Source organism: Acinetobacter sp. LCT-H3 (genome assembly GCF_001866125.1).
Classification (GTDB): domain Bacteria; phylum Pseudomonadota; class Gammaproteobacteria; order Pseudomonadales; family Moraxellaceae; genus Acinetobacter; species Acinetobacter schindleri.
In genome coordinates this window covers 25,911-51,158 of sequence record NZ_MODX01000009.1, presented here as the reverse complement: position 1 = coordinate 51,158, position 25,248 = coordinate 25,911, and the positions used below count along the sequence as shown (strand labels likewise).

General features: G+C 41.8%; 24 protein-coding genes and 1 pseudogene. 19 read left to right on the top strand and 6 right to left on the bottom strand.

Annotated features, from left to right (window positions below):
• Nucleotides 1–35: 35 nt before the first annotated feature.
• Nucleotides 36–1,187, top strand: a complete 1,152-nt coding sequence (rhlB, locus tag BK820_RS06820; protein ID WP_004812320.1) for an ATP-dependent RNA helicase RhlB — start codon at nucleotides 36–38, stop codon at nucleotides 1,185–1,187.
• Nucleotides 1,188–1,245: 58 nt separating this feature from the next.
• Here the strand turns inward: rhlB and BK820_RS06815 are convergent, their stop codons facing one another.
• Nucleotides 1,246–1,626 carry a hypothetical protein gene (locus BK820_RS06815; protein WP_004812322.1) on the bottom strand — a complete coding sequence of 127 codons (381 nt, stop codon included), beginning with the start codon at nucleotides 1,624–1,626 and terminating at the stop codon, nucleotides 1,246–1,248.
• Nucleotides 1,627–1,885: 259 nt separating this feature from the next.
• On the opposite strand from BK820_RS06815, the gene BK820_RS06810 reads away from it, so the two are divergent.
• From BK820_RS06810 to BK820_RS06750, 13 genes are all read left to right on the top strand, one after another.
• On the top strand, nucleotides 1,886–2,467 hold the full coding sequence (locus BK820_RS06810; protein ID WP_071320485.1) for a nitroreductase family protein: 582 nt from the start codon (nucleotides 1,886–1,888) through the stop codon (nucleotides 2,465–2,467).
• A 28-nt stretch (nucleotides 2,468–2,495) separates the two neighbouring features.
• Nucleotides 2,496–3,569: an NAD(P)H-dependent glycerol-3-phosphate dehydrogenase gene (locus tag BK820_RS06805; protein ID WP_005221617.1), complete on the top strand. Its 1,074-nt coding sequence runs from the start codon at nucleotides 2,496–2,498 to the stop codon at nucleotides 3,567–3,569.
• A gap of 79 nt (nucleotides 3,570–3,648) precedes the next feature.
• Nucleotides 3,649–4,104: a phosphoglycerate mutase family protein gene (locus BK820_RS06800; RefSeq protein ID WP_004812328.1), complete on the top strand. Its 456-nt coding sequence runs from the start codon at nucleotides 3,649–3,651 to the stop codon at nucleotides 4,102–4,104.
• 29 nt (nucleotides 4,105–4,133) lie between these two features.
• Complete coding sequence (gene gspL, locus BK820_RS06795; protein ID WP_071320484.1) at nucleotides 4,134–5,273, top strand: type II secretion system protein GspL; 1,140 nt, start codon at nucleotides 4,134–4,136, stop codon at nucleotides 5,271–5,273.
• Nucleotides 5,273–5,752 (top strand): type II secretion system protein M, encoded by a 480-nt coding sequence (locus BK820_RS06790; RefSeq protein ID WP_071320483.1) that lies wholly within the window; start codon nucleotides 5,273–5,275, stop codon nucleotides 5,750–5,752. The genes gspL and BK820_RS06790 overlap by 1 nt, the downstream gene beginning before the upstream one ends.
• A 90-nt stretch (nucleotides 5,753–5,842) precedes the next feature.
• Nucleotides 5,843–6,844 carry a quinone-dependent dihydroorotate dehydrogenase gene (locus BK820_RS06785; protein ID WP_071320482.1) on the top strand — a complete coding sequence of 334 codons (1,002 nt, stop codon included), beginning with the start codon at nucleotides 5,843–5,845 and terminating at the stop codon, nucleotides 6,842–6,844.
• A 5-nt stretch (nucleotides 6,845–6,849) separates the two neighbouring features.
• Nucleotides 6,850–7,431 carry a CvpA family protein gene (locus BK820_RS06780; RefSeq protein ID WP_004812336.1) on the top strand — a complete coding sequence of 194 codons (582 nt, stop codon included), beginning with the start codon at nucleotides 6,850–6,852 and terminating at the stop codon, nucleotides 7,429–7,431.
• Between the two features lie 24 nt (nucleotides 7,432–7,455).
• Nucleotides 7,456–8,991, top strand: a complete 1,536-nt coding sequence (gene purF / locus BK820_RS06775; RefSeq protein WP_004812339.1) for an amidophosphoribosyltransferase — start codon at nucleotides 7,456–7,458, stop codon at nucleotides 8,989–8,991.
• Between the two features lie 88 nt (nucleotides 8,992–9,079).
• Nucleotides 9,080–10,969 (top strand): M48 family metalloprotease, encoded by a 1,890-nt coding sequence (locus BK820_RS06770; protein ID WP_171260597.1) that lies wholly within the window; start codon nucleotides 9,080–9,082, stop codon nucleotides 10,967–10,969.
• Nucleotides 10,970–11,168: 199 nt separating this feature from the next.
• Complete coding sequence (locus BK820_RS06765; protein ID WP_004812343.1) at nucleotides 11,169–11,819, top strand: hypothetical protein; 651 nt, start codon at nucleotides 11,169–11,171, stop codon at nucleotides 11,817–11,819.
• Between the two features lie 6 nt (nucleotides 11,820–11,825).
• Complete coding sequence (locus BK820_RS06760) at nucleotides 11,826–12,794, top strand: 2-hydroxyacid dehydrogenase (protein WP_071320480.1); 969 nt, start codon at nucleotides 11,826–11,828, stop codon at nucleotides 12,792–12,794.
• An 86-nt stretch (nucleotides 12,795–12,880) separates the two neighbouring features.
• Entirely contained in the window at nucleotides 12,881–14,323 is a 1,443-nt protein-coding gene (locus BK820_RS06755) for a M48 family metalloprotease (protein ID WP_004812346.1), read from the top strand.
• Nucleotides 14,324–14,437: 114 nt separating this feature from the next.
• Entirely contained in the window at nucleotides 14,438–14,794 is a 357-nt protein-coding gene (locus BK820_RS06750) for a hypothetical protein (RefSeq protein WP_004812348.1), read from the top strand.
• Between the two features lie 89 nt (nucleotides 14,795–14,883).
• Here BK820_RS06750 and BK820_RS06745 read toward each other — a convergent pair whose 3' ends face one another.
• Entirely contained in the window at nucleotides 14,884–15,330 is a 447-nt protein-coding gene (locus tag BK820_RS06745) for a GatB/YqeY domain-containing protein (RefSeq protein WP_004812350.1), read from the bottom strand.
• A gap of 34 nt (nucleotides 15,331–15,364) precedes the next feature.
• Entirely contained in the window at nucleotides 15,365–15,580 is a 216-nt protein-coding gene (gene rpsU, locus BK820_RS06740) for a 30S ribosomal protein S21 (protein WP_001136722.1), read from the bottom strand.
• A gap of 146 nt (nucleotides 15,581–15,726) precedes the next feature.
• Here rpsU and tsaD point away from each other — a divergent pair, with 146 nt between their 5' ends.
• The gene (tsaD, locus tag BK820_RS06735) at nucleotides 15,727–16,743 is read left to right on the top strand and encodes a tRNA (adenosine(37)-N6)-threonylcarbamoyltransferase complex transferase subunit TsaD (protein WP_004812352.1); all 1,017 of its coding nucleotides are present in this window, start codon (nucleotides 15,727–15,729) and stop codon (nucleotides 16,741–16,743) included.
• An 80-nt stretch (nucleotides 16,744–16,823) separates the two neighbouring features.
• Here tsaD and BK820_RS06730 read toward each other — a convergent pair whose 3' ends face one another.
• Nucleotides 16,824–18,173: a spinster family MFS transporter gene (locus BK820_RS06730; RefSeq protein ID WP_004812353.1), complete on the bottom strand. Its 1,350-nt coding sequence runs from the start codon at nucleotides 18,171–18,173 to the stop codon at nucleotides 16,824–16,826.
• Between the two features lie 280 nt (nucleotides 18,174–18,453).
• On the opposite strand from BK820_RS06730, the gene BK820_RS06725 reads away from it, so the two are divergent.
• Nucleotides 18,454–19,179, top strand: a complete 726-nt coding sequence (locus BK820_RS06725) for a TetR/AcrR family transcriptional regulator (protein ID WP_004812355.1) — start codon at nucleotides 18,454–18,456, stop codon at nucleotides 19,177–19,179.
• A 155-nt stretch (nucleotides 19,180–19,334) separates the two neighbouring features.
• Nucleotides 19,335–20,215, top strand: a pseudogene (locus tag BK820_RS15075) (IS982 family transposase).
• 12 nt (nucleotides 20,216–20,227) lie between these two features.
• Here BK820_RS15075 and BK820_RS06710 read toward each other — a convergent pair.
• Together BK820_RS06710 and BK820_RS06705 are read right to left on the bottom strand one after the other, a co-directional pair.
• The gene (locus tag BK820_RS06710; RefSeq protein WP_004812359.1) at nucleotides 20,228–21,292 is read right to left on the bottom strand and encodes a hypothetical protein; all 1,065 of its coding nucleotides are present in this window, start codon (nucleotides 21,290–21,292) and stop codon (nucleotides 20,228–20,230) included.
• 541 nt (nucleotides 21,293–21,833) lie between these two features.
• The gene (locus BK820_RS06705) at nucleotides 21,834–22,709 is read right to left on the bottom strand and encodes an ATP-binding protein (RefSeq protein ID WP_004812361.1); all 876 of its coding nucleotides are present in this window, start codon (nucleotides 22,707–22,709) and stop codon (nucleotides 21,834–21,836) included.
• Between the two features lie 191 nt (nucleotides 22,710–22,900).
• On the opposite strand from BK820_RS06705, the gene BK820_RS06700 reads away from it, so the two are divergent.
• The gene (locus BK820_RS06700; protein WP_004812363.1) at nucleotides 22,901–24,418 is read left to right on the top strand and encodes a DUF3336 domain-containing protein; all 1,518 of its coding nucleotides are present in this window, start codon (nucleotides 22,901–22,903) and stop codon (nucleotides 24,416–24,418) included.
• Entirely contained in the window at nucleotides 24,408–25,211 is an 804-nt protein-coding gene (locus tag BK820_RS06695; protein ID WP_034424506.1) for a protein kinase domain-containing protein, read from the top strand. Before BK820_RS06700 ends, BK820_RS06695 begins: the two co-directional genes overlap by 11 nt.
• Nucleotides 25,212–25,248: the final 37 nt, after the last annotated feature.

Sequence of the window (25,248 nt, the reverse complement as noted above, 5' to 3'; positions counted from 1 at the left end):
GTATCTTAGTGATTATCTATTTAGAGCACCGCTTTATGTCATCTGGTTTTGAAACCTTAAATTTACATCCTAATCTAAAACAAGCGATTGATGCTTTAGGCTTTTCTTCTATGACGCCTATTCAGGAGAAGGTTTTAAAATTCACATTGGCAGGTCACGATGCAATTGGTCGTGCGCAAACGGGTACGGGCAAAACAGCGGCCTTCCTGGTGAGTATCATCAATGATCTATTGAATAATCCTGTTCAGGAACAGCGTTATCGTGGTGAGCCACGTGCACTGATTCTGGCACCGACTCGTGAACTTGCACTACAAATCGAAAGTGATGCGCATGAGCTGACCAAGTTTACTGATCTGAGTGTCGTGACGCTGCTTGGTGGTGTGGATTTTGACAAGCAAAAAGCACAGCTCGATAAGGCACCTGTGGACATCATGGTTGCTACTCCAGGTCGCTTGATTGACTTTGTTGAACAAAAAGAAGTTTGGTTAGATCAGATTGAATTCCTGGTGATTGATGAAGCAGACCGCCTGCTGGATATGGGTTTTATCCCTTCAGTGAAACGTATCGTACGTTTCTCGCCACGTAAGGAACAGCGCCAAACTTTGATGTTCTCGGCAACTTTTAGCTATGACGTATTGAATCTGGCACAACAGTGGTTATTTGAACCCGTAACGGTTGAAATTGAGCCAGAAAAGAAAACCAATGCGGACGTTGAACAACGTGTATATATGGTTGCCAAGGCAGATAAATATAAACTGCTACAAGACATTTTGCGTGATGAACCGATTGAGAAGGTCATGATTTTTGCCAACCGTCGTGATCAGGTGCGTAAACTCTATGATCATCTGAAACGTGACAACTATAAAGTGGTGATGCTGTCTGGTGAAATTGCCCAAGACAAGCGCTTAAAAATGCTGGACCAGTTTAAAAATGGAAAACACAATATCATGATCGCAACTGATGTAGCAGGTCGTGGTATTCATGTGGATGGTGTATCGCATGTAGTAAACTTTACCCTGCCAGAACAGTCTGATGATTATGTACACCGTATTGGTCGTACTGGACGGGCCGGGACTCGTGGTGTCAGTATCAGTTTCCTGTCGGAAGATGATGCGTTCTATCTGCCAGAAATTGAAAAAGCGATTGGTCAAAAATTACCATTGACCCGCCTGGAAGGCTATTGCTAATTTCCAGTTCGTAAAAAACCGCTCAATGAGCGGTTTTTTTTAGCTAGTTAAAAAGGCTTTAGTTAGACTGGCAACGGAAAGTCAGGGTAGTTTGGTAGTCATCATCTGAATTGATGCTATTGCCTGTACCTGCAATATTACCAAGTACTGTGGCAGCAGCCTGAATGATCTGCCCGGTCTGCTCATCTACCACGCCTTTCAGTGCGCCATCATAAGTGGACTGTTCATCTACAATAATAGCTGTTGATCGTGAACCACATGTTTTAGAGGCGGCGTTTACGGCATTATTTTTGGCAATGACTTGGGTCTTACCTAATCCGGTAACTTCGAATTGATTATTTTCTTTGCGGATTGCAGTTGTGTTGGTTGGATTAGTACTACACGCAGTCAGAGCGAGTGCAGTGGCAATAGCTGCACCCATTGTTAATATTTTTGTCATGTCTAAAAACCCGTCAAGATCAGATAATCGTATAATTAATCACATAATAATCTTTAGAATTTGTACAGCATGTATAAGTTTGGAAATTTTCAGTATTAGCCATGTCATTATCATAAATGCTGTTTAATGATTTTTATCAGAAACGAAAACAGTGAGCTAAATATATTTGAGCACGAAGAATAAAAATGAAGGATATAGAGAATCCCAAGATGAATATGCTAATCTTGAATACAGTTTTTAAGTATAGAAATACAAGGCAATGACCGAATCAACGATCGAAATCGTTCATCAGAATATTCATCAACGTCAATCTATTGGTCAGCTGATTGCCCCGGCACCCAATGCTGAACAGCTGGAAATGGCCTTTCAGGCTGCGCTGACTGCGCCAGATCACCACCGTTTAAAACCTACTGAATTTGTAGTTATTCCAGATGATAAGCGTGAAGCTTTTGGTGAGTTATTGTCCCAGGCATTAATCGATCTGGGCCAAACTGAAGCTGCTCAGATTGAGCGGGTAAAACATCATCCTTTCCGTGCACCTTTACTGGTTCTGGCTTTGACCCGTTTAAAGGATCATCCCAAGGTGCCGCATTTTGAGCAGATTCTGAGCTCTGGTGCCGCAATTCAGAATTTCTTATTGTCTCTGCAAGCTCAAGGTTTTTCGACCATGTGGCGTAGTGGTGCTGTAGTAGAATCTCTATACTTTAAACAGGCTTTAGGAATTTCAGAGGATGATCTGGTTTCAGGCATCATTTATATTGGAACGGCGGCAAAAACTATTGCGCCACGTGCAGAAATCCATACAGAAGCATTTGTCAGCCAGTGGAATCCATCACTTTAATTTGGCTAGATAAGGATATTAGAAACACATGTCAGAATTAAAATTTTCAGATCTGGTTGAACCTGTAGAAATTGATCGTAAGACTGCGTTGCGAATTACAGTGTTGGGTGGTGGCAGTTTTGGTACAGCAATGGCAAATACTGCAGTACGCAATGGCTGTGACACCATGATCTGGATTCGTGATGAAGCCACGGCTGCGGATATTAATGCCACGCATATGAACAAGCGTTATCTGCCAGATTTTCAGCTTGAGCCTGCATTATTGGCAGTTTCAGACTTAGAAAAAGCAGTACGTGATCGTGACATTATTCTGGTGGCAATTCCAAGCCATTCTTTCCGTGATGTGCTGAAGCAGATTAAGCCTTTTATTAGCTCTCAGGCCGTGATTTCACTGACCAAAGGTATTGAAGCGAAAACCTTTAGTTTTATGAGTGATATCATCAGGGAAGAATTACCTGAAGTGCCTTATGGGGTCCTTTCAGGCCCGAACCTGGCGAAGGAAATTGTGGCGGGCCAGCCAGCAGGGACTGTGATTGCAAGTGATTCTGAACTGGTGCGTTATGCAGTACAGCAAGCTTTGCACAGTGCTTTATTCCGTGTCTTTGCCAGCGATGATGTACATGGTGTAGAGCTTGGTGGTGCGCTGAAAAATATTTATGCAGTCGCAATGGGGATGGCAGCCGCCTATAACGTCGGTGAAAATACCAAGAGTATGATTCTGACCCGTGCCTTGGCAGAAATGAGCCGTTTTGCGGTGAAGCTTGGTGCGAATCCATTGACCTTCCTGGGGCTATCGGGTGTAGGTGATTTATTCGCTACCTGTAATAGTCCGTTAAGCCGAAACTATCAGGTTGGTTATGCGCTGGGTAAAGGTAAAACTCTGGAACAGGCAACTACTGAACTGGGTCAGACGGCGGAAGGGATTAATACTATTGTACAGGTAAAATCACGTTCAGAAGAACTGGATGTATACATGCCAATTACCTGTGCCTTGTATGCTGTGATCTTTGAAGGTGCACCACCGATGAGTATTGCAGTGTCCTTAATGAAAAATGGTCATCGCAGTGATGTGGAATTTGTCTTGCCACATCATCAAGTCTGATTTATAAGTGATGGAACTGTATGATCAGTCTCATATTATGACCTGATCAGCAGCTTGAATGAACGAATAGGGAAATGGTATGCAACTGACACTCGTGCGTCATGGCGAAGCAGCTCCACCGGTAAATGGTAACGACACCAAGCGTCCTTTGACCGAACGTGGACATCTACAGGCAGAACAGACTGCTCAATACCTGAAAGACATAGTTAAACCTGAAGTCTTTGTAGTGAGTCCGTTGCTTCGTGCTCAGGAAACTCTGGCACATTTGCAGGCTTTCTATAAAGATGTACCAGTGGTGATCTGTAATACCATTAAGCCGGATGATGATGCCAAAGTGGCTGTGGAATGGTTGTCTCAGTTACCGTATGAATCAATTGTCGTGGTCTGCCATATGAATGTGGTGGCACATATTGCTTCCATTCTGACAGAGGAGTCTTTCCATCCTTTTCATTTGTCAGAAGCTCGCATTTATGATCAGGCAGTGATTGCAGCAGGTTTATCGACACAGTTAAAAAGCTTTATTCCAACAGTATAAAAAACTATTAAAACGGCAGAACACAATCGATGTTGTATTTATGGATGCCAGAAGCCAATGGGGTTTGGCAATGGTCAGATGGGGAATTCTGGAAAAGTGCAGATACACTTGAGCAACTGATTCAGGAAATCCAGGGGCAACATGGGGTAGAGTCAACGGTCTTTTTCCCGAGTCGTCATGTGCAGATTTTGCAGCAGAGCATGTCCAAAGCCCAATATAAGAAAATGGGGCAGGAGGCAATCAAGTATCTGCTGGAGGAATATGTCATTCTACCGGTTGATGCGATGAAGGTGCTTCATCATTTTCAGCAGCCCGATCAGCTCAGTGTATTGGGAATTTCCAATTCAACTGTAGAAACCATGCAGCATGTATTGAACCTTCTTCCGGTCAAGGTCACGGCATTATTGCCAGATTTTCTGGTCCTGCCTGTTCCAGAAGAAAATCAACGTGTATTGGCGGAACTTGCTGGGCGACTACTGGTTCGCGAATCGGAATATGTGGGTCATTCGGTGGATGACCTGAGTCTTTATCTGGATTATCAGCCTAAAGATGTAAATTACAAGGTGAGTAACCTGAATGACGCTCAGCTGCGTAGTCTGGAAGCTGTTGTTACCCATGATCAGGTTGAGTCGTTTCAGTACAGCCTTCCCCAGCTGAAAAAAGCCAAACAGCATCCTTTTAATGTCTTGCCTAAAGCCAAGTCAGATACGCCAGTTTCCGGTTACTGGAAAGCCTGTGCTGCTGTGTTTTTGGGTATTCTGGTGCTGCAGTTTAGTTATGATGCTGTGCGCTGGTATCAATATAAAAAGATTGCCAATCAAACTGCTTCTCAAGCGATTGATCAGTTCAAATACTGGTTTGGTCAGAACTATCCTGTAAACGAGCAGAATATCAAAAGCCAGTTTGAAGGGCAGATGCGTTTAAGTCAGGTGGCGAATACTCAGGCTTTTGATCTGATTAGTCGGGTGGGGCCGGTATTAATGCAAAACCAGATTATTGCGCAGCGGGTCAGTTATGATACTTCAAGTCTGAATATGGATCTGCAGGCGAACTCTTCTGATGCATTAAGCACTTTGACCCGTCAGCTGACACAGCAGGGTTTTAAAGTTGAACTGGGTAATGTACAGGCCAATGGTGCAGGTGCGATCGGATCGGTGAGAATACAATAATGAAAATGCTCGACAATATTCAAATCCGGCTGGACCAGCGCATTGAACGCATTACAGATTATCTGGATAGCCTGAGTACTCGTGAACGCTATATGGTGATCTTTACCACGATTTTTGTCATCGTGGCTGCAGTCGGTTCGGCACTATTTTATATGCACAGAGCTGCGGATACCCAGCAAAAGCGCCTGAATACCTTAAAAGATACTTTAGTGTGGATGCAGAGTAATGCAGCGACCATGAAGCCAGCAGGCGATCTGCAATTAGATGCCTCAGAAAAAGTGCAGCGTGCTGCCCAGCAGCAGGGGTTGTCGGTTTCATCCCAGCAGCAGGAAGGTAAAATTTTACTCAATGTCAGTCATGAAAATTATTCTGTACTGGCTAATTTTCTGACCCAGCTGGCCCAGAGTGGCTTAACTGTTGAAAAAATGGAACTTATCAGTGATGCCGGACAGATTAAATTAACAGCGACTGTCCTATAAACGGTAAAAATAAAGATTTGCAAAGCATGGTTTTTTTACCGGGCTGTGACTATAATATGCCGACTTAAAAAGCAGTAGACTTTTCTAGATATGTTGTATTCTCTAGCCCGCCCTTTGTTGTTTTCTTTAGCACCAGAGCGTGCACATGAGCTGACACTATCACTGTTGAAATCCTCCCATGCCATGGGGATGATGCGTCAAAACGTTGCTTCTAAACCAGTGACCTGTATGGGAATCGAATTTCCGAATCCGGTAGGTCTGGCGGCAGGGTTGGACAAAAATGGTGCCTATATCGATGCCCTTGCAAGTCAAGGCTTTGGTTTTATTGAAATCGGTACTATTACCCCGCGTCCTCAGCCCGGTAATCCGGAACCCCGACTGTTCCGTCTGCCAAAAGCGAAAGCCATTATTAACCGTATGGGTTTTAATAATGAAGGCGTGGACAAACTGATTGAAAATGTTAAAGCTGCAAAATTCAAAGGTGTTCTGGGGATTAATATCGGCAAGAATGCTGTAACTCCGGTTGAAAATGCAGTTGATGATTATTTAATCTGCCTGGAAAAGGTATATAATTACGCTTCCTACATTACTGTTAATATTTCCTCTCCCAACACAAAAAACCTGCGTAGCCTGCAAAGTGGTGATGCGCTCACTGAATTGCTGGAAACGCTAAAAAACCGTCAGCTTGAGCTTGCTCAAGAAAACCAGCATTATGTACCTCTGGTCTTGAAAGTTGCACCAGACCTTGAAGCTGAAGATATTACATTTATTGCCCAGCAATTGCTGCAATTCAAGATTGATGGTTTGATTGTGACTAATACGACCTTGTCTCGTGAAGGTGTTGAAGGTCTGGAGTATGCTGAAGAAGCAGGCGGTTTGTCGGGTGCGCCGGTCTTTGAGAAAAGTACGGCATGTTTAAAAGCCTTTGCAGATGTGTTGCAAGGACAAATTCCATTGATTGGTGTGGGTGGTATTCTTTCGGGTGCCGATGCCGCTGCCAAAAAGCAAGCTGGTGCCAGCCTTGTACAAGTTTATAGTGGCCTCATATATACAGGTCCGACACTTGTAAAAGACTGTGTTGAAGCATTCTGAATTCTATGACTGCCATTGACATCTTTTTACTGTTTATACTGCTCATTGGAGGGCTAAACGGTTTGCGTCAAGGATTTATTAAAGCCTTTGCGAACTTAGCTGGCTGGATTTTTGCGCTCATTGTAGCAGCGAAATATTCAACACTACTTGCGCCTTCCATGACTGCTCTCAGTACAGATCCAGTGGTACAAAAAATTGCAGCATTTGCTTTCATCGTCCTGATGATTGTGGTTTTGACCTGGATAGTAACCTTCTTGCTCAACCGGGTGATGAAAACCCTGAAACTGGGACCTTTAAACCGTCTTGCAGGTGGGGTGTTTGGCAGCCTGAAAGGGCTGCTGATTGTTCTGATCACCATGCAGGGAATCGGGCCATGGGTAGAAAGCTCACCACACTGGAAACAGTCCAAAGTAATTCAGACTTTGCTTCCTTATGCGCCATGGGCGACCCAGATGTCCAAAGATGCTGCAAACGAAGCCCTACAACATATCAAGTCGGAAGATTCCAGAAAATCTTCAGATGTATCAGCTGAGCCTGCTGTAAAAAGCAAATCATCGGCTGAGTCTACGAATAATCCTTTTTATTAATCCTAGCTTGTCTGCGAGGTTGCTATGTGTGGAGTGGTTGGTATTGCTGGTAAATCAGCTGTTAACCAAATGTTGTTTGATGCATTAACGATGTTACAACATCGTGGACAGGATGCAGCTGGGATTGTAACTTGTCATGAAGGTCGCCTGTTCCTTCGTAAAGATGTTGGTATGGTGCGTGATGTATTCCATACTCGTCATATGCGTGCATTACAAGGTAATTACGGTATTGGCCATGTGCGTTATCCAACTGCGGGTACCTCAAGTAGTGCTGAAGCGCAGCCGTTTTATGTGAACTCTCCTTACGGGATTACGCTGGCACATAACGGTAACCTGACCAATGCTGAAGAAATTCATGATGACCTGTTCAAGACTGACTTACGTCATATGAACACCGATTCTGATTCAGAAGTTCTGCTCAACGTATTTGCGCACGAATTGCAGAAGCGTGGCAAACTGGTGCCGACTTCTGAAGATATCTTTCATGCCGTAACACGTGTGCATGAGCGCTGTAAAGGTGGTTATGCAGTTGTTGCCATGATTACAGGTCAAGGAGTGGTTGGTTTCCGTGATCCTAATGGTATCCGTCCGTTGATTTACGGTTCGCGTGAAACTGAAAACGGTATGGAATATATCATCGCTTCTGAATCTGTAGCGATTACAGCGTTGGGCTTTAAAGTTGAGCGTGATATCGAGCCAGGTGAAGCTGTTTTTATTGACTCTGAAGGGAACTTCTTTACCAAGCAATGTGCTGCAAAGCCAGAATACCGTCCATGTATCTTTGAATATGTGTACTTTGCGCGTCCAGATGCAATCATTGATGGTATTTCAGTGTATAAAGCCCGTCTGAAAATGGGTGAGAAACTGGCCCATAAAATCCTGCGCGAGTGGGGTGATGAACATGATATCGATGTGGTCATTCCAATTCCAGATACATCACGTACTTCTGCGCTTGAACTGGCAAATACGCTGGGCGTGAAATTCCGTGAAGGTTTCATGAAGAACCGTTATATCGGTCGTACCTTCATTATGCCTGGTCAGCAACTGCGTAAAAAATCAGTACGTCAGAAGCTGAACCCGGTTGAACTGGAATTCCAGGGTAAAAACGTTCTATTGGTCGATGACTCAATTGTGCGTGGTACCACGTGTAATGAAATCATTCAGATGGCGCGTGATTCGGGTGCGAAAAAAGTATTCTTTGCGTCTGCTGCACCAATGGTGAAATATCCAAATGTGTACGGTATCGATATGCCAGCCAAATCTGAACTGATTGCATCTGAACGTAGTGTTGAAGAAATTCGTGAAATTATTGGTGCTGACCGTCTGATTTTCCAGGATCTGGAAGATCTAAAAGATGCAGTACGTACCAAGATTGTACCGAACCTGCGTGAATTCGACTGTTCTGTATTTGACGGCGTATATGTGGCTGGTGGTATTGATGAAGCATACCTTGACCAGTTACAGCAAAAGCGTAATGATGGCGCCAAAAAAGGTGACAAGTTTATTGATGTAAATATCGATGCAGCATCAGTAGACCTGACTGGCGTGCGCGAAGTCTAAGTCTTTAAAATCATGAAAAAAGCGGGAATTTCCCGCTTTTTTCATTTATGATTGGGCAAAGCTAGAACAATGTGAGCAGGGTGAAGCATTGAAAAGCGTAGGATATGCGTTTATCAAGAATAAAAATATGCTATGGCCAGCCAGTGTCTGTCTGATTGCTGTGCTATTGACGATAGTAATTATTAATACTGTCGTTGGTTTACTGGTCTATTATTTTGATCCTGCTCAATCTATATATTGGCATGTGCTAAGTCCTTATCTGATTGCTCTGGTCGGTTCGATCATGGTGGTGTCAGTACTCTATGAATTTTATGTCTTTCGTGCCGGTGGTTATTCCTTGGCACGGCAGATGGGTGCACGTCGCTTGAGTCTGATTGAAAGCGTACCAGAAGAAAGCGTCGCTCTGAAGATTGCTGAACAATTGGCAGATACTTTTCTGATTGAGCCTCCTGCGGTGTATGTTTTGCCTGATGAGGTCGGGGTCAATGCACTGACTGCTGGTTTTAACCCGGGAAATACTGCCATTATTCTGACTTGGGGAGCATTGCAGAATCTGGATGAAATTGAACTGTATGGTTTATTAAGCCATGAGTTTAACAAGATTCTTTCTGGTGAAGCGGCAGAAAATACCCGGCTCAAGATTCTCTATAGCAGCCTGACTACTTTTAGTCAGTGGGGCAGTAAGATTGCCAAGCGGGGATTCTATCGGAATGGCATGCCGGCAGAAAACAAGTTTGAGACTCTGTTTGTTGGTATTGGTGCGGTGATCTGGCTGATTGGTAGCTTAGGCGTACTGATTACCCGTTTCATTAAATATATTTCGCTCGGTGGCAGGACTTTTAAGAATGATCAAAAAACCCGTCGTCTGATTCAAAATGATGCCAATGTACAGACTTTGCTGCGGATTTATGTGCATCATTCCGGTTCACAGATTCATAGTGAATATGCGGAGTCGATTTCACATATGTGTTTTGCTAACTCCCTCAGTCAGCAGAACTGGCTGAATATTCATCCCAGTATTGAGCAGCGAATCTATGAAATGAATCCTTCCTTAATTCAGGATTTACAGCTTGAAAACCTAAAAAAACTACAAAATCAGCCTTTATTTAGTCTATTTCGATCACTCGAAGAAATGGCGGTTACAAGCACAGCTTCCTGGAGTTCACCACAGCCACTGCCTTTACTACGTCTGTCGCCGATCAGTTTTGCAATTAAAGATGCAGTTAAACCACTGAATCCGGAGAATCGTGCCAATACGCCACGACCAGAGCTAATTGAACGCGCATTGCAAACTGCAACTGGGTCGCGAGAGGTCATGGTTGCAATTCTGATGATCCGGCAATATCGGGAGTTTATTCCCACCGATGCTGAAGTCAGCCGGGCCATTGTAGATTCATTGTTAAATCTGGACGGGCGTGTGCATATCTCGATTTTTCAGCAAGCCTGCAAAAATATTGGTGGCATGCCGACCACGGTAGCACGACAATTCGTGATGAAACTGGCACGGATTATTCAGGAAGATGGTGAAATTGGTCTGCTAGATGCCTTGTTGCTTGAATGTGTGAAATATGAGCTGAATCTACTCCCTCTACATACCCCGACGGCACTGGAAGAAGTTAAACCACAAATCGTACGCCTGATTGATGCATTGCTGCATGTACAGCAGATCAATAGTGATAATCAGCTGGATGTTCGCGAGCGCATTTTAAAACGTATTTTGACTCAAAAAGAACTGGAAATGTATACCGAAATTTCAGATGAGCCGATTGATCTGGCTGAAATTCTGAATGATATTTCTGGCCTGTTACTGCGTGATCGACTGAGTATATTGGGCATTGCGGAAATCTGTCTCTGGAATGATCGGATCATCACTCAGGATGAATTTGACGTGATGGAATTACTGTATTGGCGTTTGGGTTTTGAAGTAGATGAAATTGTGGATCAGATGCAGAAAAAGAATAGTATCATGATTATTTAATCCAACTTGAAAGTATTTATTAACTCACGCATGATCTTTAAATAATGTTTGAACCTGCATGTAAATAACCCGAAGAGAACGACTAAAATCAGTTTCGCTACAAATCAATTGTAATGTACAGTGAAAAATCCGAAAAAGTTCGGCAAAGGAAGTGGATTCCCGCTAAAATATTCAGCCTGAAATAGGTGATGAAGACAAGATGATAGGGCATCAGCGTGACATACTGGCGACACTGGGAATTGATATCTGGATTCCTCGGGCGGAGCTGTGTCAATCGCACCAGCCGGCGCTTTGGCGTGACCAGTCACAACCTGAAGTCCTGAGTGAAATCATCCTTCCTGAGCTCAAAGCTGAAACCTCAGTAATTGAACGTTCTGTCGTATCTGCACCTGTAGAAGTGCCTGCACCAGTCGTTGTAACGCCAACAATGGAAATACAGCCGCAGCCAGAACTGGTACATGAGCTTCGCGAAATTGTTGAGGTCGCGCCTTTTAGTATGCAGGCACTAGGTCTTGCGCACTGTATCATTGTCATTGATGCCACGAGCTTAACTGAAGATCAGCAATTACTGTGGTCGAATATCCAACGTGCAATGTTGGGTGAGTTTGCAGAGCTGAACTGGCCATTTCCTTGGGATAATGTGCAGGATGGACGCGGCGTGGAGTCTTATATCCAGGGTTTTCTGGATGGCATGAGTCACGATAAAAATATTATTTTTCTTGGTACTGTTCCACATCTTTCAAACAGTAAAATTACCCAGTTGGCCTCCCTGCAGGAGATGCTGGATCGGCCAATCCTTAAAAAGCGACTCTGGCGGTTTATGCAAAGTAGGCTTGTCAGCATGGAATAAATAAGCATGAAGCAAAAAGTTGTTGTATTTAGTCAAATTCCTCCAGAGATTCAAGCCAAACTCGAACAACAATATAATGTGGTATATATCCAGCCCAAGCCGGGTGATGTCAATCAACAGATTTTGCAGCATGCACAAGATGCAGATGGCATGATTGGCGCAGGACGACTGCTCAATCGAAATAATCTGGAAACTGCGACTAAACTAAAAATCATCTCCAGTGTCAGTGTTGGCTACGATAATTACGATCTTGAATATTTAAATGAAAAGAAAATTTCTCTCACTCATACACCACATGTGCTCACTGAAACCACAGCTGATCTTGCATTTACTTTACTCATGGCCGCAGCGCGTAAAGTAACTTATTTAAATCAATGGACCAAGCAAGGACAGTGGCAGCGTACCGCCAGCGAAGCAGAGTTCGGGGTAGATATTTTTGGCAAGACTTTAGGAATTATTGGATTAGGTCATATTGGCGCAGCAATCGCGCGACGTGGCTTTCATGGCTTTAATATGAATGTGCTTTATCATAACCGTCGTGAAAAGCTGGATCTGGCGCAAGGCTTAAATGCAGAATATTGTGATTTAAAATCCTTATTACAGCGTTCTGACTTTGTAGTAGTAGCGGTTGACTTGAATGCAGATTCCAAAGCACTTGTTGGTGCAGAAGAACTGGCATTGATGCAGCGCCATGCAGTCTTTGTGAATATTTCGCGCGGCTCGGTCGTCGATGAGCAGGCACTGATTCAGGCTTTAAAAAATCGTCAGATTTTTGCCGCAGGGCTGGATGTCTATCAAAAAGAGCCATTGCAAGAATCAGAGCTATTTAAACTTGATAATGTGATTACCTTGCCGCACGTAGGTTCGGCAACAGCGCAAACACGTCAGCGTATGGCAGAACTGGCATATCACAACCTGGTGGATGCTTTGCAAGGACGTGTACCACGCTATGTCGTTAACCCGCATTTTAAATAATATTAAATAACATTTCCTTGCGTTTATGCCCTTTTTTCAATGGTATATTCAAGCAGGTTTCGTAATCAGGCTTAGAGAATTATTCATTGAAACGTTTGGTTTTGGCTTGTGGATTAAGCGCATGTATGGCAATAGGGCATACCGCTTCCAATACTTTTAACACCCAGTCTAGTCAGTTTACTGTTCCAGAAATTGGAGCAGGTGTAGGGCTGATAGATCAGCAAAAAGAGCGCATGATCGGTGAAAAGGTTTATCGTCAAGTACAGAAACAATTACCTGTGGTGCAAAATCCCTGGATGGAAGACCAGTTATTTTCAGTGTTTTCACATATTCTCAGCCAGACTCAATTACAGCAACCAATTGGTCTAATTGTGGTTAATGATCCCCAGATTAATGCTTTTGCTGTGCCTGGTGGCTTATTTGCCTTAAATATGGGATTACTCAATTCAGCGCGTAATATGGATGAAGTGGCCGGTGTGATGGCGCATGAAATTGCACATGTCACACAACGTCATTACAGTCGATCCCAAGAAGCATTTAAAGGACAGGGATTATTAGCACTCGCGGGAATCCTGGTCGGAGCCTTAGTGGCATCGCAAGCAGATGGCGATGCGGGTGCAGCCGTAATGATGGGCTCACAAGCAGCTTTAATGGATCAGCAACTTTCTTATAGTCGTAATCAGGAACGTGAAGCAGATCGGATCGGTATGCAGTATATGTATGCTTCGGGCTACAACCCGCAGAGCATGGCTGACTTCTTTGAGGTGATGCATCGTTCAACCAGTCGTTTAAGCTTTCTGCCAGATTTCTGGTTTACTCATCCCTTAACGACTGAGCGTATGAGTGAGGCGCGTTTACGCGCCAATCAGATGCCGAAAGTTAAACCAAAGCTGATTGACCAGAATTTTGAAATTATTCGTTGGTATAGCAAAGTACTGTCCCGTCAGACGACTGAGCAGCAATTAAAAATTTTAGCAGGACAAAACAGTTTTGCAGGGCAATTGGCACTCACTGCTTACTATCTGCAACAAGGTGATGAGGATAATGCACAACAGGCATTAGACCAGGCAAAAAAGTATAATCAGATTCATCCTTTGCTGGTACTGTTTCAAACCGATATTTATCTCGGGAAAAATCAGCTGGAGCCAGCTCTGCGTAGTGTACGTTCTGCAGCATCCATCATGCCGGAAAACCGGGCACTCAATTATAAATATGCAGAAGTGTTGATCCGTATGAAGCAAACCGATCAAGCCAAGATGATCGTGCAGCGTTTCCTGAATGCCAATTCACGTGATTTAAGTGCCTGGCGCTTAATGCTGTCAGCAACCAATGCCGAGCCTGCATCTGAGATTAAAACGATTAATGTATTACGTTATCGTGCTGAAATGGAATATTGGACGGGAAATGAGGAGGCAGCTATTAAATCCTTACTACATGCACAGCGAGTCAGTAAGAAGAATCAGTCATTGTCTGCAAGTATTTCACAACGTTTAAAACAGATGCAGCAGGAACGAAAATACAAGATTTAATCTTCTCATAAAAATTACTTGCTAAAGCTGTGATCTACGTCAACCTCTGTACTTTATTTCAAGTTTGCCTTGTACTATGCTGAGTTGCAAATGAAAGCACATGAGAAAGCATGAATGAAAAGAACATTGTTGTGCCTGTTTCTGGTTTGGGGAATATCACATAGTTATGCAGCGAGCACCAAGGATTATGTGCGGGCAGTAGAGCGTATCAGCGATGAATATCATCAGCAGTCACGAGATTTTCTGCGCAGTTTAAATCCACAACAACAGAATTTAACCGCAGCACAACAGGTGGAATTTTGTGGGATCGTCGGGCGTTATGTAGATCAGCTTTATCAGGCAACTGATAAGAATCGTGATGCATTAGACTTTCAGCTGCAAAAATTGACACGGCAAGATATTGTGGATCAGGTGAAATCTTCAAAAATGATGCAATTGCTGCAAAGCAAAAATGTAAATTGTAATTTTTGATTTATTAAAATTAAAAAAGAAATTTGGATTGCTAAGAACTGGCTAGAAATTAAGTCAGTTCAACGCAAATAGAGATTTAAAGCGGGGGATTATGCCAGTTTAGCTTTGATTTTAGCTGAAACTTGTGCAGGATCGGCGCGCCCGGCTATGAGCGGACGCAGAGAATTCATCACCTTACCCATATCTTTCATGCTAGTAGCTTCTTGCGCTGTAATCGCTTGCGCAATGATGGAATCAAGTTCTTCCTCAGTCATAGCTTCTGGTAGAAATTGAGATAGAACCTCAACTTCGGCTTGTTCCTTACTAGCTAAATCTTCTCGACCAGCACCTTCAAAGGCTTTGATCGATTCTTTACGTTGTTTAATTTGCTTTTCAATGACCGCAAGAACCTGAGCGTCGTCAAGTTCTTTGCGCTCATCGACTTCGATTTGCTTAATTGCCGCCTGAAGACTACGAATTACCGTTAACTTAGCCATTTCTTTAGCACGCATTGTTGCTTTCAAAACTTCAGTTATTTGGTTTTTTAAAGTAGTCATTTATTTAGTCCAGGCAGTCAATCACAAATTAATCTTAGTAAAGGCGAGTAGTACGTACTGATTCGCGAGCCAGTTTCTTCTGGTAGCGTTTAACAGCAGCAGCTTTTTTGCGCTTACGTTCTTGAGTTGGTTTTTCGTAGAATTCGCGCTTACGTACGTCAGCAAGAACGCCCGCTTTTTCGCATGAACGTTTGAAACGACGGATAGCTACGTCTACTGGTTCGCCTTCTTTCAATTTAACTTGTGGCATGAAGAATCCTCATTAAGTTATGGATAAGATCAGGGCCGAATTGCCCTTGATCACAAGTGAAGGTCAGTATTTTACTCATTTACATCTCATATCACAAGTCTATAATAGTTGTCGCAATTGATTTGATACAGGTTATAGGCAGTTTAATGATCGTTTTAGGCTTAGAAACATCGTGTGATGAAACAGGACTCGCGCTTTATGACAGCGAACTGGGTTTGCGCGGCCAGGTTCTGTACAGCCAGATTAAACTGCATGCCGAGTATGGTGGTGTAGTTCCCGAACTGGCTTCGCGTGACCATGTGCGTAAGTTAATTCCGCTCATGAATCAGCTGCTTGAACAAAGTGGCGTGAAAAAATCTGAAATTGATGCAGTGGCATATACCCGTGGACCGGGCCTGATGGGTGCGTTAATGACCGGTGCATTGTTTGGTCGTACCTTAGCCTTTGCATTGAATAAACCAGCGATTGGTGTACATCATATGGAAGGTCATATGCTGGCACCATTACTTTCGGCAACGCCACCGGAATTTCCGTTCGTGGCTCTTTTAGTGTCAGGCGGCCACTCGCAGTTGATGGCCGCTTATGGCATTGGTCAATATGAGCTCCTTGGCGAGTCGATTGATGATGCGGCTGGTGAAGCTTTTGATAAAGTCGCGAAAATGATGGGCTTGCCATATCCAGGTGGTCCGAATATTTCCAAACTGGCGGAGCAGGGCGATCCAAATGCATTTGCATTCCCACGTCCAATGCTGCATCAAGGCTTGGAATTTTCATTCAGTGGTCTAAAAACAGCTGTTTCTGTACAGATGAAAAAACTCGGTAATGAAAACCGCGATGCCGATATCGCTGCCAGTTTTCAGGAAGCGATTGTCGATACCTTGGGAAAAAAATCAGTTAAAGCTCTTAAACAAACCGGTTTAAAACGTCTGGTGATTGCGGGTGGTGTCAGCGCCAACAAGCGTTTACGTGAACGCCTAGAGGCTGACTTGGCGAAAATAAAAGCAACTGTGTACTATGCAGAACCGGCTTTATGTACCGACAACGGTGCCATGATTGCCTTTGCCGGTTATCAACGTCTGAAAGCAGGGCAGCAGGATGGATTGGCTGTCACTACGACACCACGTTGGCCGATGACCGAGTTGACGGATCCAGCTCAAGTTTAAGTTAAAAAAATGCCAATCATTAAGATTGGCATTTTTTTTAAGCATTGTTTAAGTATTCAATAATCTCTCTTAAATAAACTTCAGCTATTGCTACGTTGAGCATCTTTGATAAAGGTACGTGAACTCAAATATATGAAAATTGCTGTAAAGAAGAACGCAACAGGGATAACAAATAATGCGCTATGTAAACCTATAGCTTTAAAATGTTCAGTCATAATCATTGTATCTGACGCCAACATTGCAGCTTGAGAAAAGTGGTCAGACAATGCGCCCACGACGATTGGACCAAAAGCACCGCCTAAAATATACATGCAAGCAAAGTAGAGCGCCATGGCTGTTGCGCGTAAATTAGGTTCGACGACATCCTGAATTGCAGGGTAAATGGTCGTGTAATAGTTATATGAAGCCAACCAACCTACGCTGAGTAAAATGACAACAGCAGTAAGGGAGTCGTTGCCAAGATATAGAGCAATTGCAATACTAATGGCTGAAATTAATAAACAGATAGCACCAAATACCAAGCGACCACGTGCGAAACGCTGATGAATTTTATCGGCAATTACACCTCCTACAGTTAAACCAATGAGTCCAGTAATTCCGACAATACATCCCGTGGTAACGGCTGACTGAGTCAGGCTTAAACCAAAGTAACGCTGAAATAAGGGGACAAAAAATGAGTTGCCTGCATACACTGCAAAATTGACACTGAGACCAGATAAAATAATCCAGCGTAGGGTTTTAATTTTCAAAAGTGTACGAATAGGTTGATGAACGGTTTTTGCAACATAGTGTTCACCTTCACTCGCACCGCGTGGCGGTTCTTTGATTATGAAGAAGAAAATAGCCAATAAAAAACCAGGTATTGCGGCAACGATAAAGGGTGCACGCCAACTGTCAAATGCCTCTGCAATTGCACCGACTGTAAAAAAGGCTAAGATTAAACCTAAAGGTAATCCCAGCATAAAAATGCCCATGGCACGTGCGCGTTTTTCGGCAGGGAACAAATCACCGATGAGGGAGTTGGCTGCAGGTGCATAACTTGCCTCACCAATTCCGACCCCCATTCGTACCAAGAAAAAAGAAACGAAATTCCATGCGGCAGCATTAAGAGCAGTGAAACCACTCCATGCCATTAAGCCCCATCCGATAATTTTTTTACGCGAGCCTTTATCGGCTAATCGACCAAAGGGTAGTCCTGCAATTGCATAAACTAAAGTAAATGATGCTGCAACAAAGCCCAGTTGTAAGTCACTTAGATTAAATTCAAAACGCAGTGGTTCGATAATGATGGCAGGAATTGTGCGATCAAAAAAATTCAGCATGTTGGCCAGAAATAATAACAATAAAATTTTCCACTTGTTATAAGTTACGGCATTGGCGGGGTTTGGCGATACGGCTTTGGCCGTATCAATAAAGTGTTCCTTACTCATCTCATTACATCCTCATGATGTTGCTTTAAGCATTTTTTGTGTTGCTGATCAATAATTGGATATCTTGTTGTTTTTAGGTTTTTTTAAACGATATATTAATTGTTTAATCCTATATTTTCATATAAACACAAACGTACTTATAGAGACAAGTATTTTTTACTTTTATGTTTTTGAGAAAATGAGCAGTACGATGAATGTTTGTTTGCATATTTAGATTATGATGTTTCAATCTATTTGAATAATAAAATCAATATGATTGGTTTGAAGGAATATCTATACGATGGAATTGAATCTGTATGAGCAGAACTGGTTAAAGAGAGGCGGAGAATTTGAAGAGAATTCAGTCCAACTTCGTCGCAAGTTGCCAAGAGGAACTAATCATCTCCCACCCGAACTGGTTTTACAGTCACAAAAAGAACGCTTGATTGAAGCTGTGGCCCTGTGTATACATCAAAAAGGATATGCTGCGACCAGTGTCAAAGATATTATTCAGCAGGCAAGTGTATCGCGGACAACATTTTATAAATTATTTACCGATAAAGAAGCCTGTTATTTTTACTGTTTTAAAAAGCTCAGCTCTTTACACTTAAGATTACTTATCCAAACATATAGTGATCATCAAACAGACTTTCGGCGGGCATTTGAAGTCTCGACATTGGCATTCATACAACAACTTACAGTCAATAAAATTTATGCCAGCGCTTTTTTTGCTTTGGCTCCTTATAGTACTTTGAGCGTAGTGGCAGAGTTAAATGTCGTTAAAGCACATTATGTGAGTTTATTGGTGTATTGGTTTTCTATTCTGCCAAGCCAAATTAGTCGATCTGTATTGCCACAAGATGTTTTTAAAATTGTGATAGAGGGTATTTTTTCTTATATTCGGCAATGGATAATCCAAGGGCAGGAGCAAAGCACTGAAAATGTCCACCATCATGTTTGTTATGTGATTTTTTCAACATTAGGGTTGAATGATTGGGCAAAACAACATTTAGAAAAATTAATTTAAGCCCTGATATATCCTAGGGTGGCTCACCCTCATATATTGAAATTGAGCCAAATATTTCAGGAGAAATAACCCGAATCGTGGATAAGAAATTAACCTGAAAAGAAGGAGTAGAGCCATCAGTTAAGTTACCACACCAAACCTATGCTCTAGTCCTAATGTTTAATAGTACCGAATTATTCTGTCTAATTGATGATTTCTTTCTTAAATTCGAATCAATTTATTGGCAATTCCTTAAGTAAAGCCAGCAGTTACCAAGAGTCAGAACAGCTCACTTGAGTATTTCAGAAATCATCTTTATGGCTATATAGTAGAAATACTTTCATTTCAAAGCATTTTTCTCATGGCTGAAACAGGATAAAGACATTTATTTAAAAGTTTACCTTGTTACCAAAGGGTGAGCCATCTGATCAATATCAATTGGCCCTGCATGCTTTACATGTAGCTTTAACGAAAGATCAATATAGCCAATATTTTCAGATTGATTCAACCAATTTAGATGTCTATAAAAATCAACGGATTCAACGTTATAAATCATTAGCTAGAATTGCTTCTCGTGGTAAAAGCTCAATGGGATAGTTTTATAGCTGCAAATTACATATTGCGATGAATCAATTTGGTGAAATCGCTTGTTCTGCTTCATTCAGTAGGTGTGTTGCTGACATTAAAATGGTTGAAAAGCTGGTTAAAGAGATGGAAGCAAAGTTGTATGGAGATCGTGGCTACATCAGCCAAGAATTGAAGAATAGATTAAAAGACCAGGGTATTGATTTAATTGCCTATCACCGAAAAAATATGCAGTCTATACAGCTTTGTGAATCAGCTGAATATCACTTAAAACAGCGTAATAAAATAGAAACCTTATTCAGTCTATGGAAAGGTCAATACAATTTGGTGACAAGCAGATCTAGAAGTATTTCAGGCTTTTTGAGTGGGATTTATGCATCATTATGTGCCTACCAATTAACTCATCAAAATAAGCTGCAAATTTACTTGATAAAATAAGCCGACAATTCAAATTATGGAATCATCGGCTTAAACAAGAGTTGGATTATTTACCAATAATATTGGACCAAAGAATATCATCTACTTTTTCATTAGCGAGATACACTCCAGCTTTCAATGACTGCGGGGAGTCTTGGCTAATCTTGGTGATTAGCTGCGAGTTAAATAAGCCTTTTTGATGCGTTATGCTGACACTACCTTGCTCAGGCAAATGATGATAATTATTTGCCACTGTTTCCTTCATGATAAATGGAGTAGAACCTGTATAGAAACTAAAGGTATATCTGAAAGTGGCGTCTAAAGGTTGACCGATCACAGTACCCTTTGAATTTAAGGTTCGTATACCATGACTATCGCTGCCAAAGTCATCGACTAAACTAAAGGAATAATCTTTTAATTGTAAATACTCGCGGCTTTCAGCATTATAAATATCACCTTCTGGCAATTTATTGCTATCTGTTTTTACACGCTGGAAGCTCAGATTGGAAATATTGTAATTACGCTCTTGACCTGTGTCTGATTTAGAAGACGTATATTGAATCGAGCCAGAGATCAAATATTGATCTTTCAAACTAAAATCCAAGTTATGTCCATAGCGTACATTGTCAAAAGAAACGGTGGTTGTATCACCATCGCTAATTTGTGTGATTTTGGAACCTGCTACAAATGTCTTGTCCAGAACAATGCAAGTTGCTTTGTTCGGCTTTAAGGTTAGTGTCTTGATATTACCATTTGTTGTAACTTCAGCACACGTTAAATTACCAATCTTGATACTGCTTACTCCAAGATTATAAATCTGCACAGCACGTCCTGTACGACCAAGGGGATAATCAGCAAAAATTTCTCCCACCATATGGGCTAAGGCTTCATTATAGTTATGTGCAAGTTCGCTGGTACCTTCCTGGCCAGTAAGTTTATCTTTGATTTTATCAAGTAAGTCATATTCAGTGAAAGGAACAAAGTCATCAGGTATTTCTGGTGAAATTGCTTCTGGTAAATTTTCTGGCAAGTTGGCTGTTGGTGTCTTATTGCTACTGCTTCCACCGCCGCCGCATGCAATTAATAGAGTACTTAACAGTGCTACGCCACTCACTTTGAATCGAAGTGTCATGATTATTCCCTCAATATCTATTTTAAAATTTATGTAAATAGATGGTATTTTTCTTGATATCTCACTTTTAAGACATAGTGGTTTTTTAAATTCTAAAGTAACCACTACATCTCAAATTCATGGAAATTATGCATGATTATTGTAGGTTTACAATTTTGGATAATTAGGATGAAAAGAGTTAATCTTTTGATTATTAATAAGATTAACTTTATGAAATAATTTTTTTATTTAGAGTAAATACTCTAAATATTTTTAATAAACAATTACCTAAGTGCTCATATCTACTTTAGAAGTAAAATGAATTTATTAATAATTTGAAAAAGTTAGTGGAGAAATAATGGTAAAACTCAATGTATTTATTTTGTATTTATTTGTTTTATTGTGTAAGTTTATAAAGTGTGTTTAAAAGATAAAAAAATCATAAAATTATTTTATATTTGAATGATTTAAGGATTTTTTATGCTTATTTTAAAGCTCAGTTTTGTTGAAAATATTTACATAGTGAAACAAAACCGAGCTGATATTTTTTTAATTAAGTCAATTAATTTAAAGTTTTAAGCTGCTGCGAACCAATCCAGTGCTTTGAAAACTGATAAGCGGAACGACCTGAACGTTGACCTCGACCCTGGCACCAACGCAAAGCTTCAGCACGGGCTTCTGTAGTCAATTCCATTTCCGCCTTCTCAAGGTAATGCTCTACAATTTCCAGATAAAGATTTTGATCCATCGGATAGAAAGATAGCCACATACCAAAACGGTCTGATAAAGAAATTTTCTCTTCGATCGCTTCTTGAGGATGTAATTCGGTATATTGTGGAACATCTACTTTAGTAACGGGCGTATTTTCATGCATAAACTCTGGCAGTAAATGACGACGGTTACTGGTTGCATAAATCACAAAATTACTAGAACCGGATTGCAATGAACCATCTAATACACTTTTTAAACTACGGTAATTTTCATCTTCGGCATTAAAGGCCAGGTCATCACAATAAACAATGAACCTTTCCGGACGGTCGGCAATGAGTTTCTGGATTTCGGACAAATCTGATAAATCATCACGTTCAATTTCAATCAGACGTAAGCCTTGATCAGCATATTCAGTGAGCAGGGCACGAACAATAGAGGACTTACCTGTACCACGCGAACCGGTGAGCAGTACATCATTGGCAGGCAGGTTATTTAGAAACTGTAAGGTATTCTGAATCACTTTCTCTTTTTGCTTTTCAATTCCTTTCAAATCAGCCAGTTGAATCGCTCTCAGCTTATGAATTGGTTTGAGTTGGCCATCTTGCCATTTGTAGGCATAAGCAGAGAAATCCGGTACGGTTTTAACTTCCGGCAGGCTTTGCTGAAGCTGCTGAAGGACAGTAGAAAGGGCATTTAAAATATGGTCGGGTAAATCAATTGTAGCCATGATCTCAGATTACGCATTTAAATTATGCTCATGATACTACCACTGCAAAAAAAGCAGTCAAAGCTAGAAAAATGTTATAATTTGCCCAAGAAAGGAGATTTTTCGCTATTGTCCCGCACGTATGATCTGCTTAATTTAAGTATGTGACAGATCTTGTAGCAGCAAAAATAAACATAAGGATCACGCATAGCATGTTGTTAACAGATTTTACTCATCAGATTAATCCTCATCAGGCTTATCGTATCAAGAAATTAAAGCAACAATTGCAGACTGCGGAAACTTATGAGGAGTGGAAATGCATTGCGTTAAAACTGGATGAAGAATCAGGTGCGCAGGAATGGAAGCTTGATAACTCTTCCGATTATTTTGATGCAGAAGTGATCTCGCATCGTCTGGGCAAACTTCGACGATACCGCCTGCAAAAGCGTACTCGTGATCTGATGCATATCTTGCGAGAAGGGCTCAGTTATGACATTGCCAATATCGCGCATCCTTTATTATTTATAGAAACGTATGTTGGCACTAAAAAAATTATTGAAGATTATGTTGAAGAAGTAAGTAAAGGACTGGCTTATATCGCTTCGCAAGAATGTGAATGTCTGACGCTCGAAGAAAAAATAGAATATTTCGAACGTTGCCAGCGTGCTTATGGTCAGCCAGCGCTGATGTTTTCTGGCGGTTCAACGCTGGGACTATTTCATACTGGTGTGTGTAAGGCGTTAATGGAACAGGATTTGATGCCGAAAGTGGTATCGGGTTCGAGTGCTGGTGCCATCATGACAGCCATGTTGGGGGTATCCAAGCCATCTGAATATCCAGATATTCTTCAGGGACACAATTTCTTTAATGAGGCCTTTCATTTTCGGAATTTCCGTGAGTTGATGAAGGGTAATGGCGGTCTGGCAGATGTGAAATACCTAAAAAAATTCCTGATTGAAAATTTAGGTAATCTCACTTTTGATGAAGCCCTTAAAAAATCAGGCTTACATATTAATGTTGCCGTTGCACCTTATGATGCGACTCAAGATGCACGGATTATGAATGCTTATACTGCACCGGATCTATTGGTCTGGAGTGCAGTACTCGCATCCTGTGCTGTACCGATTCTATTTCCACCTGTGCGCCTGACCAGTAAGCGGAATGATGGCAAATTCACGCCTTATATGTCCTCGACACGTTGGGTCGATGGTAGTGTACGCAGTGATTTTCCACAGGAGAAAATGGCACGGCTGTACAATATTAACTATACCATCGCCAGTCAGGTGAACCCGCACATTGTGCCTTTCATGCAGGACGATGCAGCTCGATTCCGTAAGGATATGCTGAGCTGGCCACAACGAATTGCACGACGCCAAGGTAAGGTGTTTGCCAAAGGCATGATGGACTTTACCCGTGAGCGGGTGGGAAGTGTACCGCCTGTACGCCGTTTGCTGGACCATGGTTATGGTGTAGTCGATCAGCGTTATTATGGTGATGTGAATATTGTCGGCAAATATGGTCTGCGTCATTATACTTATATGTTGCAAAACCCGCGGCCACACCTGTTTAAAATCCTGCAACGTGAAGGCGAACGTGCCACCTGGCCGAAAATTTCCATGATTGAAACCCAGGAGCGGGTAGGGAAAACCATACAGCATTGTCTGGAACTTTTAACCTATCAACATGCACCTGAACAGCAGAAAGAAGAATATATTCCAGTTGATATCTAGTCATGACCTAAACCAGATAAAATTTGAACTCAACACAAAGCCGCGAAGTCTGGCTTTTGGCCGTCGGCTCTATAAAGGTAGCTTAGGTGAAGAAATTTACTGGCTTAAGGTGCAAGCGAAAAACTCAACTGTATATAGTCAGCGTAGTTTTGAAAATGAATTCGGTTTTTATCAGGCGCTTTCTACTAACTCAAAAGCTAAATTTCTGGCGCCGCATTTACTGATTAATTCAGAGATCACTATTGCTGGTGAAATTTTTCAACAGGGCATCTTGCTACAGGATTGTCCTTCTCATTTTGCGATTGATCCGGCTGATTTAAGCGTGTCTGAGATTCAGAAACATTTGCTCGCAGCCTTAGGTGCTGTGATGCAACTATATCAATGCGGCTATCTACATCATGATTTAAAAGCAGAACATTTTGTCCAGTGCAACGGGCGGGTCTGTCTGATTGATTTTGAACACGCATATCAAATCTCGGATGAATCACCTCCAACATTAGATGCAACACCACGTTATATGGCGCCAGAATTATTTCACGCCGAAGCAAAAACGATTCAATCGGATATTTATGCATTAGGAATCATCTGGCTGGAATGGTTGAGTCAGAGACGACTTGGTGCTGGAAATTATGAGGACTGGGCTTATCTACACTGTCAGCGATTGGAAATTAATCTTCCAGAAAAATTTAGGTCTTTTCAAACTGTGTTAAAAGGCATGCTTGCTCGGCATAAGTCGGCTAGGGTTGCTGATTTTGAAGAGATTAAAGCTGCTTTGTTAATTGTAATCGACTGATAAAAATACAAAAATCAATACTTTGTTTTTTATTTAA

Coding starts and splice junctions, on each gene's coding strand:
- BK820_RS06725 (WP_004812355.1), top strand. CDS start 18,454: ATGGAATTGAATCTGTATGAGCAGAACTGGTTAAAGAGAGGCGGAGAA.
- BK820_RS06710 (WP_004812359.1), bottom strand. CDS start 21,292: ATGACACTTCGATTCAAAGTGAGTGGCGTAGCACTGTTAAGTACTCTA.
- BK820_RS06745 (WP_004812350.1), bottom strand. CDS start 15,330: ATGACTACTTTAAAAAACCAAATAACTGAAGTTTTGAAAGCAACAATG.
- BK820_RS06705 (WP_004812361.1), bottom strand. CDS start 22,709: ATGGCTACAATTGATTTACCCGACCATATTTTAAATGCCCTTTCTACT.
- BK820_RS06760 (WP_071320480.1), top strand. CDS start 11,826: ATGAAGCAAAAAGTTGTTGTATTTAGTCAAATTCCTCCAGAGATTCAA.
- BK820_RS06790 (WP_071320483.1), top strand. CDS start 5,273: ATGAAAATGCTCGACAATATTCAAATCCGGCTGGACCAGCGCATTGAA.
- rhlB (WP_004812320.1), top strand. CDS start 36: ATGTCATCTGGTTTTGAAACCTTAAATTTACATCCTAATCTAAAACAA.
- rpsU (WP_001136722.1), bottom strand. CDS start 15,580: ATGCCACAAGTTAAATTGAAAGAAGGCGAACCAGTAGACGTAGCTATC.
- BK820_RS06765 (WP_004812343.1), top strand. CDS start 11,169: ATGATAGGGCATCAGCGTGACATACTGGCGACACTGGGAATTGATATC.
- BK820_RS06750 (WP_004812348.1), top strand. CDS start 14,438: ATGAAAAGAACATTGTTGTGCCTGTTTCTGGTTTGGGGAATATCACAT.
- BK820_RS06800 (WP_004812328.1), top strand. CDS start 3,649: ATGCAACTGACACTCGTGCGTCATGGCGAAGCAGCTCCACCGGTAAAT.
- BK820_RS06805 (WP_005221617.1), top strand. CDS start 2,496: ATGTCAGAATTAAAATTTTCAGATCTGGTTGAACCTGTAGAAATTGAT.
- BK820_RS06730 (WP_004812353.1), bottom strand. CDS start 18,173: ATGAGTAAGGAACACTTTATTGATACGGCCAAAGCCGTATCGCCAAAC.
- BK820_RS06700 (WP_004812363.1), top strand. CDS start 22,901: ATGTTGTTAACAGATTTTACTCATCAGATTAATCCTCATCAGGCTTAT.
- purF (WP_004812339.1), top strand. CDS start 7,456: ATGTGTGGAGTGGTTGGTATTGCTGGTAAATCAGCTGTTAACCAAATG.
- gspL (WP_071320484.1), top strand. CDS start 4,134: ATGTTGTATTTATGGATGCCAGAAGCCAATGGGGTTTGGCAATGGTCA.
- tsaD (WP_004812352.1), top strand. CDS start 15,727: ATGATCGTTTTAGGCTTAGAAACATCGTGTGATGAAACAGGACTCGCG.
- BK820_RS06780 (WP_004812336.1), top strand. CDS start 6,850: ATGACTGCCATTGACATCTTTTTACTGTTTATACTGCTCATTGGAGGG.
- BK820_RS06810 (WP_071320485.1), top strand. CDS start 1,886: ATGACCGAATCAACGATCGAAATCGTTCATCAGAATATTCATCAACGT.
- BK820_RS06785 (WP_071320482.1), top strand. CDS start 5,843: ATGTTGTATTCTCTAGCCCGCCCTTTGTTGTTTTCTTTAGCACCAGAG.
- BK820_RS06815 (WP_004812322.1), bottom strand. CDS start 1,626: ATGACAAAAATATTAACAATGGGTGCAGCTATTGCCACTGCACTCGCT.